The organism is Neobacillus sp. BP17, from assembly GCF_059579525.1.
Map to the genome: position 1 here is coordinate 4,604,249 of NZ_CM184198.1, position 16,008 is coordinate 4,620,256.

The 16,008-nt window shown below is 43.5% G+C and carries 5 protein-coding genes, 21 tRNA genes and 3 rRNA genes; all 29 read right to left on the minus strand.

What is annotated here, in order from left to right:
- Positions 1–16: 16 nt before the first annotated feature.
- The 29 genes from AC4QJR_RS22525 to AC4QJR_RS22665 all read right to left on the minus strand — a co-directional run bounded on the left by AC4QJR_RS22525 (position 17) and on the right by AC4QJR_RS22665 (position 15,807).
- Positions 17–2,413, minus strand: coding sequence for a glycogen/starch/alpha-glucan phosphorylase (locus AC4QJR_RS22525; protein WP_496524240.1), 2,397 nt, complete (start codon positions 2,411–2,413; stop codon positions 17–19).
- A complete protein-coding gene (glgA, locus tag AC4QJR_RS22530) occupies positions 2,403–3,854 on the minus strand; it encodes a glycogen synthase GlgA (RefSeq protein WP_496524241.1) in 1,452 nt (483 codons plus the stop codon). Before glgA ends, AC4QJR_RS22525 begins: the two co-directional genes overlap by 11 nt.
- Entirely contained in the window at positions 3,851–4,882 is a 1,032-nt protein-coding gene (locus AC4QJR_RS22535) for a GlgC family sugar phosphate nucleotidyltransferase (protein WP_496524242.1), read from the minus strand. The genes glgA and AC4QJR_RS22535 overlap by 4 nt, the downstream gene beginning before the upstream one ends.
- A gap of 22 nt (positions 4,883–4,904) precedes the next feature.
- Positions 4,905–6,050 carry a glucose-1-phosphate adenylyltransferase gene (locus AC4QJR_RS22540; protein WP_251460091.1) on the minus strand — a complete coding sequence of 382 codons (1,146 nt, stop codon included), beginning with the start codon at positions 6,048–6,050 and terminating at the stop codon, positions 4,905–4,907.
- Entirely contained in the window at positions 5,992–7,941 is a 1,950-nt protein-coding gene (gene glgB / locus AC4QJR_RS22545; protein ID WP_496524243.1) for a 1,4-alpha-glucan branching protein GlgB, read from the minus strand. Before glgB ends, AC4QJR_RS22540 begins: the two co-directional genes overlap by 59 nt.
- Positions 7,942–8,655: 714 nt before the next feature.
- A tRNA-Glu gene (locus AC4QJR_RS22550) sits at positions 8,656–8,727 on the minus strand.
- Positions 8,728–8,735: 8 nt separating this feature from the next.
- Positions 8,736–8,826 (minus strand) — tRNA-Ser (locus AC4QJR_RS22555).
- A 3-nt stretch (positions 8,827–8,829) separates the two neighbouring features.
- Positions 8,830–8,904: transfer RNA gene (locus tag AC4QJR_RS22560), tRNA-Asn, on the minus strand.
- A gap of 8 nt (positions 8,905–8,912) precedes the next feature.
- Positions 8,913–8,989 (minus strand) — tRNA-Ile (locus AC4QJR_RS22565).
- A gap of 4 nt (positions 8,990–8,993) precedes the next feature.
- A tRNA-Gly gene (locus AC4QJR_RS22570) sits at positions 8,994–9,067 on the minus strand.
- Positions 9,068–9,083: 16 nt separating this feature from the next.
- A tRNA-His gene (locus AC4QJR_RS22575) sits at positions 9,084–9,159 on the minus strand.
- Between the two features lie 27 nt (positions 9,160–9,186).
- A tRNA-Phe gene (locus AC4QJR_RS22580) sits at positions 9,187–9,262 on the minus strand.
- 6 nt (positions 9,263–9,268) lie between these two features.
- A tRNA-Asp gene (locus AC4QJR_RS22585) sits at positions 9,269–9,345 on the minus strand.
- A gap of 2 nt (positions 9,346–9,347) precedes the next feature.
- Positions 9,348–9,421, minus strand: a tRNA-Met gene (locus tag AC4QJR_RS22590).
- Between the two features lie 168 nt (positions 9,422–9,589).
- Positions 9,590–9,682 (minus strand) — tRNA-Ser (locus tag AC4QJR_RS22595).
- A 19-nt stretch (positions 9,683–9,701) separates the two neighbouring features.
- Positions 9,702–9,778: transfer RNA gene (locus tag AC4QJR_RS22600), tRNA-Ile, on the minus strand.
- A gap of 16 nt (positions 9,779–9,794) precedes the next feature.
- Positions 9,795–9,871 (minus strand) — tRNA-Met (locus AC4QJR_RS22605).
- A gap of 20 nt (positions 9,872–9,891) precedes the next feature.
- Positions 9,892–9,967, minus strand: a tRNA-Ala gene (locus AC4QJR_RS22610).
- A 17-nt stretch (positions 9,968–9,984) separates the two neighbouring features.
- Positions 9,985–10,061, minus strand: a tRNA-Pro gene (locus AC4QJR_RS22615).
- 6 nt (positions 10,062–10,067) lie between these two features.
- Positions 10,068–10,141 (minus strand) — tRNA-Arg (locus AC4QJR_RS22620).
- 22 nt (positions 10,142–10,163) lie between these two features.
- Positions 10,164–10,252: transfer RNA gene (locus AC4QJR_RS22625), tRNA-Leu, on the minus strand.
- Between the two features lie 10 nt (positions 10,253–10,262).
- A tRNA-Gly gene (locus AC4QJR_RS22630) sits at positions 10,263–10,334 on the minus strand.
- 63 nt (positions 10,335–10,397) lie between these two features.
- A tRNA-Leu gene (locus tag AC4QJR_RS22635) sits at positions 10,398–10,482 on the minus strand.
- Positions 10,483–10,495: 13 nt separating this feature from the next.
- A tRNA-Lys gene (locus tag AC4QJR_RS22640) sits at positions 10,496–10,571 on the minus strand.
- A 7-nt stretch (positions 10,572–10,578) separates the two neighbouring features.
- A tRNA-Thr gene (locus AC4QJR_RS22645) sits at positions 10,579–10,654 on the minus strand.
- 30 nt (positions 10,655–10,684) lie between these two features.
- Positions 10,685–10,760 (minus strand) — tRNA-Val (locus AC4QJR_RS22650).
- Positions 10,761–10,769: 9 nt separating this feature from the next.
- Positions 10,770–10,886 (minus strand): 5S ribosomal RNA (rrf, locus tag AC4QJR_RS22655).
- Between the two features lie 127 nt (positions 10,887–11,013).
- Positions 11,014–13,951, minus strand: a 23S ribosomal RNA gene (locus tag AC4QJR_RS22660).
- Positions 13,952–14,269: 318 nt separating this feature from the next.
- Positions 14,270–15,807 (minus strand): 16S ribosomal RNA (locus AC4QJR_RS22665).
- The 16S, 23S and 5S rRNA genes sit together here with 21 tRNA genes alongside, the layout of an rRNA operon.
- Between the last annotated feature and the right edge of the window lie 201 nt (positions 15,808–16,008).

The following is a 16,008-nucleotide window of genomic DNA, read 5'->3' on the forward strand; positions in this document are numbered from 1 at the left end:
ATGGCAGAAGCTTTTTTTAATGCAGAGGCTTAATCCCCCATATATCATCTGCGTATTCCTTAATGGTACGATCGCTTGAGAAGTAACCAGCTTGGGCGATATTTCTTAAGCTCATTTGCTGCCAACGTAATCGATTAGTAAATGTTTCACCAATTGAACGTTGTATGTCCGCATAGGATGCAAAATCCTTTAAGACAAAATATTGATCATTTTCCTGAAGGAGCGAATCAAATATCGGTTCAAATTCATTATAGGCCCCAGGGAAAAATCCATTAACTAGTTGATCTACTGCTTGGCGAATCCGACTATCATGGTGGTAATATTCATCGGATTGATAACCGCCGAACTGGTAGTAGTGTAGAACCTCATCAGCCGTTAATCCAAACGTGAAGATATTGTCATTACCCACCAATTCACGAATTTCGATATTGGCACCATCTAAAGTACCTACCGTTAATGCACCATTAATCATAAATTTCATATTTCCTGTTCCAGAAGCTTCTTTACTAGCCGTAGAGATTTGTTCACTGACATCTGCTGCAGGAAAGATTTTTTCCGCAAGTGACACTCGATAGTTTTCCAAAAAGATCACTTTCATTTTATCGCCAATTACAGGGTCATTGTTTACCTTTTCCGCTACAGAATTTATTAATTTGATGATCTTCTTGGCATAATAATAGCCTGGCGATGCTTTGGCACCAAAAATAAATACTCTAGGGACAACAGGGTAGCTTGAATCTTCCTTGAGTCGGTTATACAGATGCATGATATGTAAAACATTTAAAAGCTGCCGTTTATAAGCATGCAGACGCTTTACTTGTACATCAAAAATAGCACCAGTATCCACCGTAGTTCCCGTCTTTTCAAGAATAACTTTCGCAAGTGTTTGTTTGTTTTCATTTTTTATTTTTAAGAGTTGATCCAAGAACGAGGAATCATTTTCATATTTAAGCAGTTGGGAAAGTTCTGTTGCTTGATAGGTCCAGTCGGAACCGATGGATTCTGTAATGAATGAAGATAATTTTGGATTTGCTTTTAACAGCCAGCGCCGATAAGCAATTCCATTTGTTTTATTGTTAAATTTCTCAGGAAACAATTGATAAAATTGATTCATCTCACGTTTCTTTAAAATTTCGGTATGCAGCTGTGCCACACCATTAACACTAAAACTTCCGACAATGGCTAAATGAGCCATTTTCACATAATTGTCTGCAATAATGGCGAGTCCCTTAATCCGGTCCCAGTCCCCTGGAGATTGTTCCCATAACTCATGGCAAAACCTTTCATTGATTTCTTCTACAATCATATAAATCCTTGGCAGCAGCGGTTGGAAAATATGTATCGGCCACTTCTCTAAAGCCTCAGACAATGTCGTATGATTCGTGTAGGAAATTGTTTGTTTGGTAATATCCCATGCCTGTTCCCAATCATATCCTTCTTCATCAAGCAGAATTCTCATTAGTTCTGGAATAGCTAAAACAGGGTGGGTATCGTTGATATGAATACAGATGTGTTCATGAAGTAGGTTCAAACTGCTGTGTTGCTTCCGATAACTCTTTAAAATAGATTGGATACTGGCGGATACTAAAAAGTATTGTTGTTTCAAACGTAAAATCTTTCCTTCATCATGGGTATCATCAGGATATAGGAACTCAGAGATCATTTCCGTTTCCCGCTTATATTTTAAGATATCCTTATGTAAGGAAAATTGGGATGGTTCGGCATTCCAGAGTCTTAATGTATTAATTGTTTTTGACTGATACCCAATAACAGGCATATCGTGAGGCACGGCCGTAACCGTTTCTGCATTTAGATGATGAAAAACAAGCCGGCCGTTTTCCATCTTCGCCTCTACCTTCCCCCAAAAGGGAATTTTAATAGAACTATCGGTTTTGCGTATTTCCCATACATTCCCATTCTTTAGCCATTGTTCCGGTAATTCAACTTGATACCCATCAACAATCTTTTGTTCAAATAAACCATGTTTATAACGAATTCCATGACCATGGCCAGGTAGACTTAGTGAAGCTAATGAGTCTAGAAAACAGGCGGCTAATCTTCCTAAGCCGCCATTTCCTAAGCCTGCATCTGCCTCAAATTCCTCTAACTCACCTAAATCTATACCTAATTCCTTCAATCCAACCTGCACGGTTTCTTCCACACCGAGATTGATCAGATTTTGTCTAAGTAATTTCCCCAATAAATATTCAATGGAGAGATAATAAACCTGCTTTCCCTTGGAAGCCAGATGTTTTTCGTTTGTAGTTATCCAATCACCACTAACAAATTCACTTATCATGGTCCCAAGGGTTTGATAATGGTCTCTGGCTGAGCTATCTGAGAAACTCTTTCCACATACCATCTCAATCCTTTTTAGAAAGGTTTCTTTAAATTCGACCGTACTAGAAAACATGTGTTTCACTCCTTGCAACGATCTCAGAATATAATTGATTATAGCTATATGCTGACTGTGCCCAGCTATAATCCATTTCCATTGCTTGTTTTACAATGGAGCTCCACGATTTTGAATCATGGTAAACATTTAGAGCGCGTTTAATCGTATAGAGCATATCGTGGGCATTAAAATTCGAGAAGGAAAATCCGTTTCCTTTTCCTGTAAATTCGTTCCAAGAGTTTATTGTATCATTTAAACCGCCTGTTTCCCTAACAATCGGGATAGCACCATATTTCATTGCAATCAATTGTCCAAGCCCGCAAGGTTCGAATTGCGACGGCATTAAAAACAAATCCGCTGCTGCATAAAGTTTATGGGCCAGCCCTTCATTAAATCCAGTATGAACTCTTAACTTTTCGGGATAAATCCGAGCCGCTTGTCTTAGATGTTCTTCATATTCATAATCCCCTGTACCCAATACAATTACCTGAAGGTCCTCCTGCAAAATTTCACGAAGAACACACTTAACTAAATCAAGGCCTTTTTGCTTTGTGAGTCTTGTAATCATCACTAACAAAGGTGTACGTGACGACTGTGGCAAACCAAAGTGATTTTGAATCTCACTTTTATTTACTGCCTTTTTCTGATGAAGATTAACCGTATAGGTTTGATAAATTAATGGATCGTTTGCAGGATTATAAAAATCTTCATCAATTCCGTTTAGAATCCCGATCAAGTCCTCTTTTCTTGCTCTTAATAATCCATCTAATTTTTCACCATAGGCGGGAGTTTGAATTTCCTCTTTATAGGTTGGGCTAACGGTCGTAATTTTGTCCGCTGCAACAAGTGCACCCTTCATATAATTAATATTTCCGAAAAACTCTAAGTGACCGGAATGGAAGGAATTATAATCCATTCCTAACAAATCTCCTAATACCTCCCTCGGAAATATCCCTTGGAATTGCAGGTTATGAATGGTAAACACCGTTCGAATGTGACCGTATCCTTTTCGTTTATTATATTCTGTCCGTAAAAGGTATGGAATCATTGCAGTATGCCAATCATGGCAATGCAGAACATCGGGATAAAAATTAAGTTCCTCTATTGCTTCTAAAATTGCTCGATTAAAATAAGCAAATCTTTCCCCATCATCGAAATATCCATATAAACCTTCCCGTTTGAAATAATACTCATTATCAACGAAATAGAAGGTAACTCCTTGATAGGTAAGCTCCTCTATACCACAATATTGATTTCTCCAACCTACAGAAACGGTGAACTCTTTCACCTGTTTCATTTCACTCTTAAATTCATCTGCAATGGTTCCATACTTTGGCAGAATGACTCTAACATCAGTTCCCAAGCTCTTTAATTCTTTTGGAAGGGAACCTGCAACATCGGCCAATCCTCCCGATTTTGCAAATGGTCCACATTCCGAAACTGCAAATAATACTTTCACGAGTTCATCAACGCTCCTTGTTTGGTCCCTTTACGAATTACAAATGGTGATTGCATTGTGCCGGACAAATGAGTTCCGGCCTCTACTTTAACGTCTTTGTCTAAAATTACGGAATCAAGATAACAGTTCTCTTCAATTTGGCACTTCTGCATGATGATGCAGTTCTTAATAACTGCACCTTTGCCAATCTTTACTCCTCGAGAAATAATACTATTTTCTACCAAACCATTGATTACACAGCCATTGGCAATCATTGAATTTTTTACTTCAGACCCCTTAACATGCTTCGTTGGTGGTTCATCCTTAACTTTAGTAAAGATTGGCTGATCTTTTGGAAATAACTGTTGCCATACCTCAGACTGCAATAAATTCATACTAGTAGAAAAATAGTTTTCAATTGAATCTATCATCACGGCATAACCGTCATATTCATAGTGACAAACAGAGTAAAGATTCTGAAGGTCATTAACCACGTCCTTCATACATGTATACCCTGTTTCATTTCGTGTTTCAATTAACTTAATTAGCAGGGATGTTTTAATTAAGTACATTTCCATTGAACCTCCATCTTTATGATGGATTTCCGTGATGTCACAGCCAGAACGACTATGCCAATCTAGAATTGGTCTAAAGTTCATGTTGAACACGGTATAACAATTAGAAATGATGGCGTACTCTTGTGTACTGCGATAAAAATAGTCTAAATTCGCTGCAAAATTTTCAAACGAGCCGATTTTGTTTCCGTCAAAATCAACAATTGGTGAAGGGAAAAAGAAAAGACCATCCCGTTTTCTGTTTAAATCCCAGTTCTTACCTGAGCCCAAATGATCCATTAGCGAACGGTACTGCATTTTTGGAAATATAGCTACACTACGAATACCTGAATTCACCATATTCGACAGTACAAAATCAATAATCCGGTAACGTCCCGCAAATGGCAGGGCAGCGAGTGAGCGATGCGTTAATAAATCCTCTAAATCGTCATGATATGTTGTGGCGTCAATTACACCTAAAAGCTTTCTTTTCAATCAAAGTCCCTCCTGAATTTTATTAAAAAGCAGGGTATAGCCCGCTTAACATTTCATTAGTAACCAAAATAATCTCATCATCAAAAGAGCGAATAACGGTTCCATCTGGAACCTTTACATCTTCTTGAACAATCGCTTTCTCAATCAAACAATTACTGCCAATGATTGCATCAGGCATGATAACAGACTCTTTAATAATCGTTCCTTTTCCGACCGTCACCCCCTGAAAGAGAACAGAGTTATCAACTTCCCCCTCAATCGTACACCCTTCATTAATAAGTGATTCTTTTACAATTGCATCGGAAGAAATATATTGCGGCGGCTGGTTTGGATTGACTGAATAAATTCTCCAATCGTGATCAAATAAATCTAAATCACAATCTTCACTTAGCAAGTCCATGTTAGCTTCCCAAAGGCTTTTAACTGTACCGACATCTTTCCAATATCCTTTAAACGGATAAGCAAATAATTTCTTATTTTCCTCTAAAAGCATCGGGATTACATCTTTACCAAAATCATGACTGGAATCAGGATTTCGTTCGTCCATTTCTAAATATTCTTTAAGTATATTCCAGCTAAAAATATAAATGCCCATTGAAGCAAGATTATTCTTCGGATTGTCCGGCTTTTCTTCAAAATCGACAATTCTTAAATCCTCATCCGTATCCATGATCCCAAAACGGCTGGCTTCGTTCCATGGAACTTCTATTAAGGAAATTGTTACATCTGCTCTTTTTTCAATATGGTACTCCAGCATACTCTCATAGTTCATTTTGTAAATATGGTCACCTGATAGAATGAGAACATATTCAGGCTGGTATTGTTTGAGGTAATTAAGGTTTTGATAAATGGCACTGGCCGTACCCGTATACCATTTTACTTCTGATGATTCAGCATATGGTGGTAAAACAGTTACCCCGCCATCCTTTCGATCAAGATCCCAAGCACTTCCAATTCCAATATAGGAATTTAATAATAATGGTTGATATTGTGTTAACACCCCAACTGTATCAATATTAGAATTGGCACAATTACTTAATGGAAAATCAATAATCCGATACTTTCCTCCAAACGGAACTGCAGGTTTTGCGAGATCCTTTGTTAATGAGTTAAGTCTGCTCCCTTTTCCTCCTGCTAATAACATGGCTACGCACTTTTTCTTTGCCATTACCTTTTCTCTCCTTTCGCTTTTTAACCGGTCTGATGATTTGAAATCCAAACGCAGGAATTGCTATATTAATTGAATGCGGCTGGCCATGGTATGGCTCATCTGCAGCTATGATTGTCTTTTTATTAACTAATCCAGCCCCGCCGTATTCTTCATGATTACTATTGAAAATTTCGCGGTATTCACCACTTTTAGGAACACCGATTGTATAGACAGGATAACTAACGCCTGTGAAATTACAAATAACAACTAAAGTTTCATCTTCCTTTTTCCCTTTTCTTATAAATGAAAAGATAGATTGTTCATTGTTATTTGCATCGATCCATTGGAATCCTTCTTGCAAACAATCAAGTTCATAGAGGGCCTTAGATCGTTTATAAACTTTTGTTAGGAACTTAACATAGGCATTTAATTTTTGATGCATTTCATAGTCCAATAAGTTCCAATCAAGCTGCTCTTTATCTTTCCATTCAGCAAACTGTCCTAATTCAAAGCCCATAAACAGAAGTTTTTTTCCTGGATGAGCAAACATGTAACCTAACAAAAGCCTTAACTGTGCAAATTTTTCCCAATAATCTCCTGGCATCTTATCTAATAATGACTTTTTTCCATGAACCACTTCATCGTGTGAAAACGGAAGCATAAAGTTTTCTAAAAAGGCATATAAAAATGAAAACGTTACCTTAGAGTGAACATGTGACCGAAGAAACGGTGGTGTTTCCATGTACTCCAACATGTCATTCATCCAGCCCATATTCCATTTATAATCAAAGCCAAGTCCACCGTAACTAACTGGGGCTGTCACATTTGGATATTCGGTTGAGTCCTCCCCTATCATTACAAAATTGGGATCATGTTCATGGACTTGAGTATTTAATTTTTTCAAAAAGTTAATGCCAAATGGATTCTCTCGTCTTTCATTCGCGGCGTTTGGCCAGTATATGATATTTGCTACTGCATCCATTCGAAAACCATCAATATGGAAATAATCAATCCAAAATAGTGCATTGGAGATCAGGAAACTTTGTACCTCACCTTTTCCAAGGTCAAAGTTTGCTGTTCCCCATACAGCATTTTCTCGATCACTTTCGGTTGAATAGGAATAAATGTGCCTCCCATCAAAACGGTAAAGTCCATGCGCATCCTTGCAATAATGACCAGGAACCCAATCAAGAATGACTCCAATCCCATGTTGATGCATTTGATCAACAAATTCTCTAAATTCATCCGGTGTCCCATATCTGGACGTTACCGAGAAATAACCAATTCCTTGATAGCCCCACGAGGCGTCCAACGGGTGCTCAACAAGCGGTAATATCTCAATATGGGTAAAACCATGTTCCAATACATATGGAATTAGTTCTGCTGCCAGTTCTAAATAGGTTAGATACTCCCCATTTTCTTTCTTTTTCCAAGACCCTAGATGCACTTCATAAATCACGGCCGGCTCTGAAAGAAGGGGCTTTTTTCCTCTTCGAGTCATCCATTGATTGTCATGCCATTTATAATTTTCTAATGAATAAACAATCGAAGCTGTATTGGGTCTTAATTCAGAATAAAAAGCAAATGGATCTGATTTAAGCAACTTCTCACCTGTTTGTGAGAATATTTCATACTTATAAATCTTTCCGGTTAGATCCCTGTTTACAATTAGAATCCATACTCCTTCATCGTTAACCCTTTGCAATTCATACCCTTTACCATTCCAGTTATTAAAATCCCCCGTTAGCCTAACTGCAGAAGCATTAGGGGCCCATACGCAAAATCGTGTATAAATTTTATCGGAATTCTTAAAGATATGAGCGCCAAAAAGCTGATGACTTTGAAAATAATTTCCTTCATGAAATAAATGCAACTGATAGTCAGTCGGAAAAAACGTATTCACTGTCATGGCTCTCCTCATCCTCAATGAAAATATGTATTTCAAAGTCCAATTATAAGTGTATTTAATCAATATTTCTCATAATACTTTTTTATCTTTTCTGACAATAATCGATATATTTTCCTATCAAAACACAACATTCCTCACATTTCGACATCATTCCACAATATATCTATCATTAATCGCCAAAATATTATAAAAATTTTTTTAATTTTTTTCACAAAAAGTTATTTTAATTTTAATTCAAAATATGTCTAAATCGCATAGATGTAAGCGTTATCAACGTATTTTTTGGAAATTAGAATCGAAATTATTATTTTGATATAATTTTAGAGTAGTAAGATATGTTAGTATATGGGACTCGTATTTGGGTAAATTTGGTTAGAAGATACAAGAATTAGATGAGAATTTTCAAAAGGGAAAATATAATATGGAGAGATTATTTCACGGGTTCTCTTTAAGGATGATTGAATTGTGGTAAACATTTTACTGCTTTTTTCCTATTAGAGTTGACAATAACAATTATAGACTGCATAAAATGGCCTTTTCTCCATTTGGGCGTCAATCGACTTGATTGGCTACCTAAAGCGGCCTTGGTCCACCCTTACAGTCGTCAATCACTTTAAGCTTGCAGCCTAGAGATTAAATTAGTTTAGCTATCTTTTAAAAGAATTTTACACACAAAAAAAGACTGATAACTTAATTGTTATCAGTCTTTTCGTATGACCCCTACGGGACTCGAACCCGTGTTACCTCCGTGAAAGGGAGGTGTCTTAACCGCTTGACCAAGGGGCCATAAGATATGGCGGAGAAGGAGGGATTTGAACCCTCGCGCCGGTTACCCGACCTACACCCTTAGCAGGGGCGCCTCTTCAGCCACTTGAGTACTTCCCCGTTTGGCTCCGCAGGTAGGACTCGAACCTACGACCGATCGGTTAACAGCCGATAGCTCTACCACTGAGCTACTGCGGAACAATATATGGTGGGCCTAAATGGACTCGAACCATCGACCTCACGCTTATCAGGCGTGCGCTCTAACCAGCTGAGCTATAGGCCCATATTGGAGCGGGTGATGAGAATCGAACTCACAACATCAGCTTGGAAGGCTGAGGTTTTACCACTAAACTACACCCGCATATAATAATTTATTATGGGGCGACTGATGGGAATCGAACCCACGAATGTCGGAACCACAATCCGATGCGTTAACCACTTCGCCACAATCGCCATAATAATATTGTTTTAAAACAAAAATGGTGGCTCAGGACGGAATCGAACCGCCGACACAAGGATTTTCAGTCCTTTGCTCTACCGACTGAGCTACTGAGCCAACATATGGCGGTCTGGACGGGACTCGAACCCGCGACCTCCTGCGTGACAGGCAGGCATTCTAACCAACTGAACTACCAGACCAATTGCGGGGACAGGATTTGAACCTGCGACCTTCGGGTTATGAGCCCGACGAGCTACCAGACTGCTCCACCCCGCGACAATAGAAATTATTAATTTTGGAGCATGCTCCATATCTTGTTTCTAACCGCCTCGATTTCAGAAAGCTTATTCGAGAAGCAGCTCAATCGTTGCGCTGAGGATGATTCGAAGAAGCATATTCGAACGTGCTCCACCCCGCGACAATAGAAATAAGTTATAATATTTATGGAGGAGGAAGAGGGATTCGAACCCCCGCGCGGTATGACCCGCCTGTCGGTTTTCAAGACCGATCCCTTCAGCCAAACTTGGGTATTCCTCCAAATTAAATATAAAACTAATGGTGGACCTTGTAGGACTCGAACCTACGACCGGACGGTTATGAGCCGTCTGCTCTAACCAGCTGAGCTAAAGGTCCAAGTTTAGATAATATTTGGTAGCGGCGGAGGGGATCGAACCCCCGACCTTACGGGTATGAACCGTACGCTCTAGCCAGCTGAGCTACACCGCCATACTATCATGTAAAATTATTGGTGGAGTCTAGGGGGATCGAACCCCTGACCTCCTGCGTGCAAAGCAGGCGCTCTCCCAGCTGAGCTAAGACCCCATTGATTATAAGAAGCATGGTCGGGAAGACAGGATTCGAACCTGCGACCCCTTGGTCCCAAACCAAGTGCTCTACCAAGCTGAGCTACTTCCCGTAAAAGTGCGCCCTGAGAGATTCGAACTCCCGACCTTTTGATTCGTAGTCAAACACTCTATCCAGCTGAGCTAAGGGCGCATATGAATTTAATTAACTTAAATGGTGCCGAGGACCGGAATCGAACCGGTACGGTAGTCACCTACCGCAGGATTTTAAGTCCTGTGCGTCTGCCAGTTCCGCCACCCCGGCATTAGTAGAGAGCGGAAGACGGGATTCGAACCCGCGACCCCCACCTTGGCAAGGTGGTGTTCTACCACTGAACTACTTCCGCATATCAAGGGAAGTTATTTTGCTATTGCAAACAACTTTGTTTATTTTACTTCGTAAAAAAACTTGGTGCGGGTGAAGGGAGTCGAACCCCCACGCCTTGCGGCGCCAGATCCTAAGTCTGGTGCGTCTGCCAATTCCGCCACACCCGCATATTCATTTAAATGGTGAGCCATGAAGGACTCGAACCTTCGACCCTCTGATTAAAAGTCAGATGCTCTACCAACTGAGCTAATGGCTCATACAAATGGTGCCGGCGAGAGGACTTGAACCCCCAACCTACTGATTACAAGTCAGTTGCTCTACCAATTGAGCTACCCCGGCAAATAGTATGGAAAAGTATTAAAGAAAATATGGTGGAGGATGACGGGATCGAACCGCCGACCCTCTGCTTGTAAGGCAGATGCTCTCCCAGCTGAGCTAATCCTCCATTTTTACAGCCTGGCAACGTCCTACTCTCACAGGGACGCGTGTCCCAACTACCATCGGCGCTGAGAAGCTTAACTTCCGTGTTCGGTATGGGAACGGGTGTGACCTTCTCGCCATAATTGCCAGACCATATATTCGACACTATTTTATTATAATGTCTTTTTCATATTTTTCAAGAGGAAAATTAATTTTTTTCATTCCCTCAAAACTAGATAATGCAGAAGAAGATTGTAAACTCAGAGATCACCTTAAAATTGGTTAAGTCCTCGAACGATTAGTATCAGTCAGCTCCACATGTTACCACGCTTCCACCTCTGACCTATCAACCTGATCATCTTTCAGGGTTCTTACTAGCTTGCGCTATGGGAAATCTCATCTTGAGGGGGGCTTCATGCTTAGATGCTTTCAGCACTTATCCCGTCCGCACATAGCTACCCAGCGATGCTCTTGGCAGAACAACTGGTACACCAGCGGTGCGTCCATCCCGGTCCTCTCGTACTAAGGACAGCTCCTCTCAAATTTCCTGCGCCCACGACGGATAGGGACCGAACTGTCTCACGACGTTCTGAACCCAGCTCGCGTACCGCTTTAATGGGCGAACAGCCCAACCCTTGGGACCGACTACAGCCCCAGGATGCGATGAGCCGACATCGAGGTGCCAAACCTCCCCGTCGATGTGGACTCTTGGGGGAGATAAGCCTGTTATCCCCGGGGTAGCTTTTATCCGTTGAGCGATGGCCCTTCCATGCGGAACCACCGGATCACTAAGCCCGACTTTCGTCCCTGCTCGACTTGTAGGTCTCGCAGTCAAGCTCCCTTGTGCCTTTACACTCTGCGAATGATTTCCAACCATTCTGAGGGAACCTTTGGGCGCCTCCGTTACTTTTTAGGAGGCGACCGCCCCAGTCAAACTGCCCACCTGACACTGTCTCCCACCCCGATCAGGGGTGCGGGTTAGAATTTCAATACAGCCAGGGTAGTATCCCACCGACGCCTCCACCGAAGCTAGCGCTCCGGCTTCTCAGGCTCCTACCTATCCTGTACAAGCTGTACCAAAATTCAATATCAGGCTACAGTAAAGCTCCACGGGGTCTTTCCGTCCTGTCGCGGGTAACCTGCATCTTCACAGGTACTATAATTTCACCGAGTCTCTCGTTGAGACAGTGCCCAGATCGTTACGCCTTTCGTGCGGGTCGGAACTTACCCGACAAGGAATTTCGCTACCTTAGGACCGTTATAGTTACGGCCGCCGTTTACTGGGGCTTCGATTCAGAGCTTCGCTTAGCAGCTAACCCCTCCTCTTAACCTTCCAGCACCGGGCAGGCGTCAGCCCCTATACTTCGCCTTGCGGCTTCGCAGAGACCTGTGTTTTTGCTAAACAGTCGCCTGGGCCTATTCACTGCGGCTCTTCGAGGCTATTCACCTCAAAAAGCACCCCTTCTCCCGAAGTTACGGGGTCATTTTGCCGAGTTCCTTAACGAGAGTTCTCTCGCTCACCTTAGGATTCTCTCCTCGCCTACCTGTGTCGGTTTGCGGTACGGGCACCTTTTATCTCGCTAGAGGCTTTTCTTGGCAGTGTGGAATCAGGAACTTCGGTACTAAATTTCCCTCGCTGTCACAGCTCAGCCTTTGCGAGAGGCGGATTTGCCTACCTCTCAGCCTAACTGCTTAGACGCGCATATCCAACAGCGCGCTTACCCTATCCTCCTGCGTCCCCCCATTGCTCAAACGATAAAGAGGTGGTACAGGAATATCAACCTGTTATCCATCGCCTACGCCTTTCGGCCTCGGCTTAGGTCCCGACTAACCCTGAGCGGACGAGCCTTCCTCAGGAAACCTTAGGCATTCGGTGGATGAGATTCTCACTCATCTTTCGCTACTCATACCGGCATTCTCACTTCTAAGCGCTCCACCAGTCCTTACAGTCTAGCTTCAACGCCCTTAGAACGCTCTCCTACCACTGACATCGTAGATGTCAATCCACAGCTTCGGTGATACGTTTAGCCCCGGTACATTTTCGGCGCAGAGTCACTCGACCAGTGAGCTATTACGCACTCTTTAAATGGTGGCTGCTTCTAAGCCAACATCCTGGTTGTCTAAGCAACTCCACATCCTTTTCCACTTAACGTATACTTTGGGACCTTAGCTGGTGGTCTGGGCTGTTTCCCTTTTGACTACGGATCTTATCACTCGCAGTCTGACTCCCACGGATAAGTCTTTGGCATTCGGAGTTTGTCTGAATTCGGTAACCCGATGAGGGCCCCTAGTCCAAACAGTGCTCTACCTCCAAGACTCTTACTACGTGAGGCTAGCCCTAAAGCTATTTCGGAGAGAACCAGCTATCTCCAAGTTCGATTGGAATTTCTCCGCTACCCACACCTCATCCCCGCACTTTTCAACGTGCGTGGGTTCGGGCCTCCATCCAGTGTTACCTGGACTTCACCCTGGACATGGGTAGATCACCTGGTTTCGGGTCTACGACCACATACTCAATTCGCCCTATTCAGACTCGCTTTCGCTGCGGCTCCGTCTCTTCAACTTAACCTTGCATGGGATCGTAACTCGCCGGTTCATTCTACAAAAGGCACGCCATCACCCATGAACGGGCTCTGACTACTTGTAGGCACACGGTTTCAGGAACTATTTCACTCCCCTTCCGGGGTGCTTTTCACCTTTCCCTCACGGTACTGGTTCACTATCGGTCACTAGGGAGTATTTAGCCTTGGGAGATGGTCCTCCCTGCTTCCGACCGGATTTCACGTGTCCGGCCGTACTCAGGATCCACTCAGGAGGGAACGAAGTTTCGACTACAGGGTTTTTACCTTCTTTGACGGACCTTTCCAGGCCGCTTCATCTACCCCGTTCCTTTGTAACTCCATGTTGAGTGTCCTACAACCCCAAGAGGCCAGCCTCTTGGTTTGGGCTATGTCCCGTTTCGCTCGCCGCTACTCAGGGAATCGCGTTTGCTTTCTCTTCCTCCGGGTACTTAGATGTTTCAGTTCCCCGGGTATGCCTTCCATACCCTATGTATTCAGGTAAAGATACTGTTCCATTACGAACAGTGGGTTCCCCCATTCGGAAATCTCCGGATCAAAGCTTACTTACAGCTCCCCGAAGCATATCGGTGTTAGTCCCGTCCTTCATCGGCTCCTAGTGCCAAGGCATTCACCGTGCGCCCTTTCTAACTTAACCTAAAAGGTTATTCTCTTAAATTCATAAGAGAGAAAACTAAAATGGCGATGACTCGATGTTTACTTTGCTTCTTCATTACGATTATCTAGTTTTCAAAGAACGAATAATTTGAGAGAATTGCACTCTCAAAACTAAACAAACAAAGATCGCGAACAAACTGTTTTGTCTGGCTCACAGGTCCAGCTTGTCTAGCTTCGGCTCCTAACTTCTCGGCCGTTTCGATCCGTCCCCGCAAATCCAAAACCGGGATTTGCAGTGCCGGCTCTCCAACGTCTGTCGAAGTTGAACAGTCGCCTCCGCTTTTCCTATTATCCTTAGAAAGGAGGTGATCCAGCCGCACCTTCCGATACGGCTACCTTGTTACGACTTCACCCCAATCATCTGTCCCACCTTAGGCGGCTGGCTCCTTACGGTTACCCCACCGACTTCGGGTGTTACAAACTCTCGTGGTGTGACGGGCGGTGTGTACAAGGCCCGGGAACGTATTCACCGCGGCATGCTGATCCGCGATTACTAGCGATTCCGGCTTCATGCAGGCGAGTTGCAGCCTGCAATCCGAACTGAGAATGGTTTTATGGGATTGGCTAAACCTCGCGGTCTTGCAGCCCTTTGTACCATCCATTGTAGCACGTGTGTAGCCCAGGTCATAAGGGGCATGATGATTTGACGTCATCCCCACCTTCCTCCGGTTTGTCACCGGCAGTCACCTTAGAGTGCCCAACTGAATGCTGGCAACTAAGATCAAGGGTTGCGCTCGTTGCGGGACTTAACCCAACATCTCACGACACGAGCTGACGACAACCATGCACCACCTGTCACTCTGTCCCCCGAAGGGGAAAATCCTATCTCTAGGAGTGTCAGAGGATGTCAAGACCTGGTAAGGTTCTTCGCGTTGCTTCGAATTAAACCACATGCTCCACCGCTTGTGCGGGCCCCCGTCAATTCCTTTGAGTTTCAGCCTTGCGGCCGTACTCCCCAGGCGGAGTGCTTAATGCGTTAGCTGCAGCACTAAAGGGCGGAAACCCTCTAACACTTAGCACTCATCGTTTACGGCGTGGACTACCAGGGTATCTAATCCTGTTTGCTCCCCACGCTTTCGCGCCTCAGCGTCAGTTACAGACCAGAAAGCCGCCTTCGCCACTGGTGTTCCTCCACATCTCTACGCATTTCACCGCTACACGTGGAATTCCGCTTTCCTCTTCTGCACTCAAGTCCCCCAGTTTCCAATGACCCTCCACGGTTGAGCCGTGGGCTTTCACATCAGACTTAAAGGACCGCCTGCGCGCGCTTTACGCCCAATAATTCCGGACAACGCTTGCCACCTACGTATTACCGCGGCTGCTGGCACGTAGTTAGCCGTGGCTTTCTGGTTAGGTACCGTCAAGGTACCGGCAGTTACTCCGGTACTTGTTCTTCCCTAACAACAGAGCTTTACGACCCGAAGGCCTTCATCGCTCACGCGGCGTTGCTCCATCAGACTTTCGTCCATTGTGGAAGATTCCCTACTGCTGCCTCCCGTAGGAGTCTGGGCCGTGTCTCAGTCCCAGTGTGGCCGATCACCCTCTCAGGTCGGCTACGCATCGTTGCCTTGGTGAGCCGTTACCTCACCAACTAGCTAATGCGCCGCGGGCCCATCTGTAAGTGTCAGCCGAAACCGACTTTCAGCTTTTCCTCATGAGAGGAAAAGGATTATCCGGTATTAGCACCGGTTTCCCGGTGTTATCCCAGTCATACAGGCAGGTTGCCCACGTGTTACTCACCCGTCCGCCGCTAGACTCCGAAGAGTCTCGCTCGACTTGCATGTATTAGGCACGCCGCCAGCGTTCGTCCTGAGCCAGGATCAAACTCTCCAAGAAAGTTGATTAGCTCATTTGTTACGTTGGCTTAGTTTCATTGCTGAAACTAAAATTTATTGTTTGTTTGCACGATTTTGTTTGTTTAGTTTTCAAAGAACAATTTCTAATAAGCGAACAAATCACTTAAATTTCAATCGATCGCTCGAAAGCGACTTCACTAATTTATCACATCTTACATCGTGGTGTCAACAACTTTTTTAT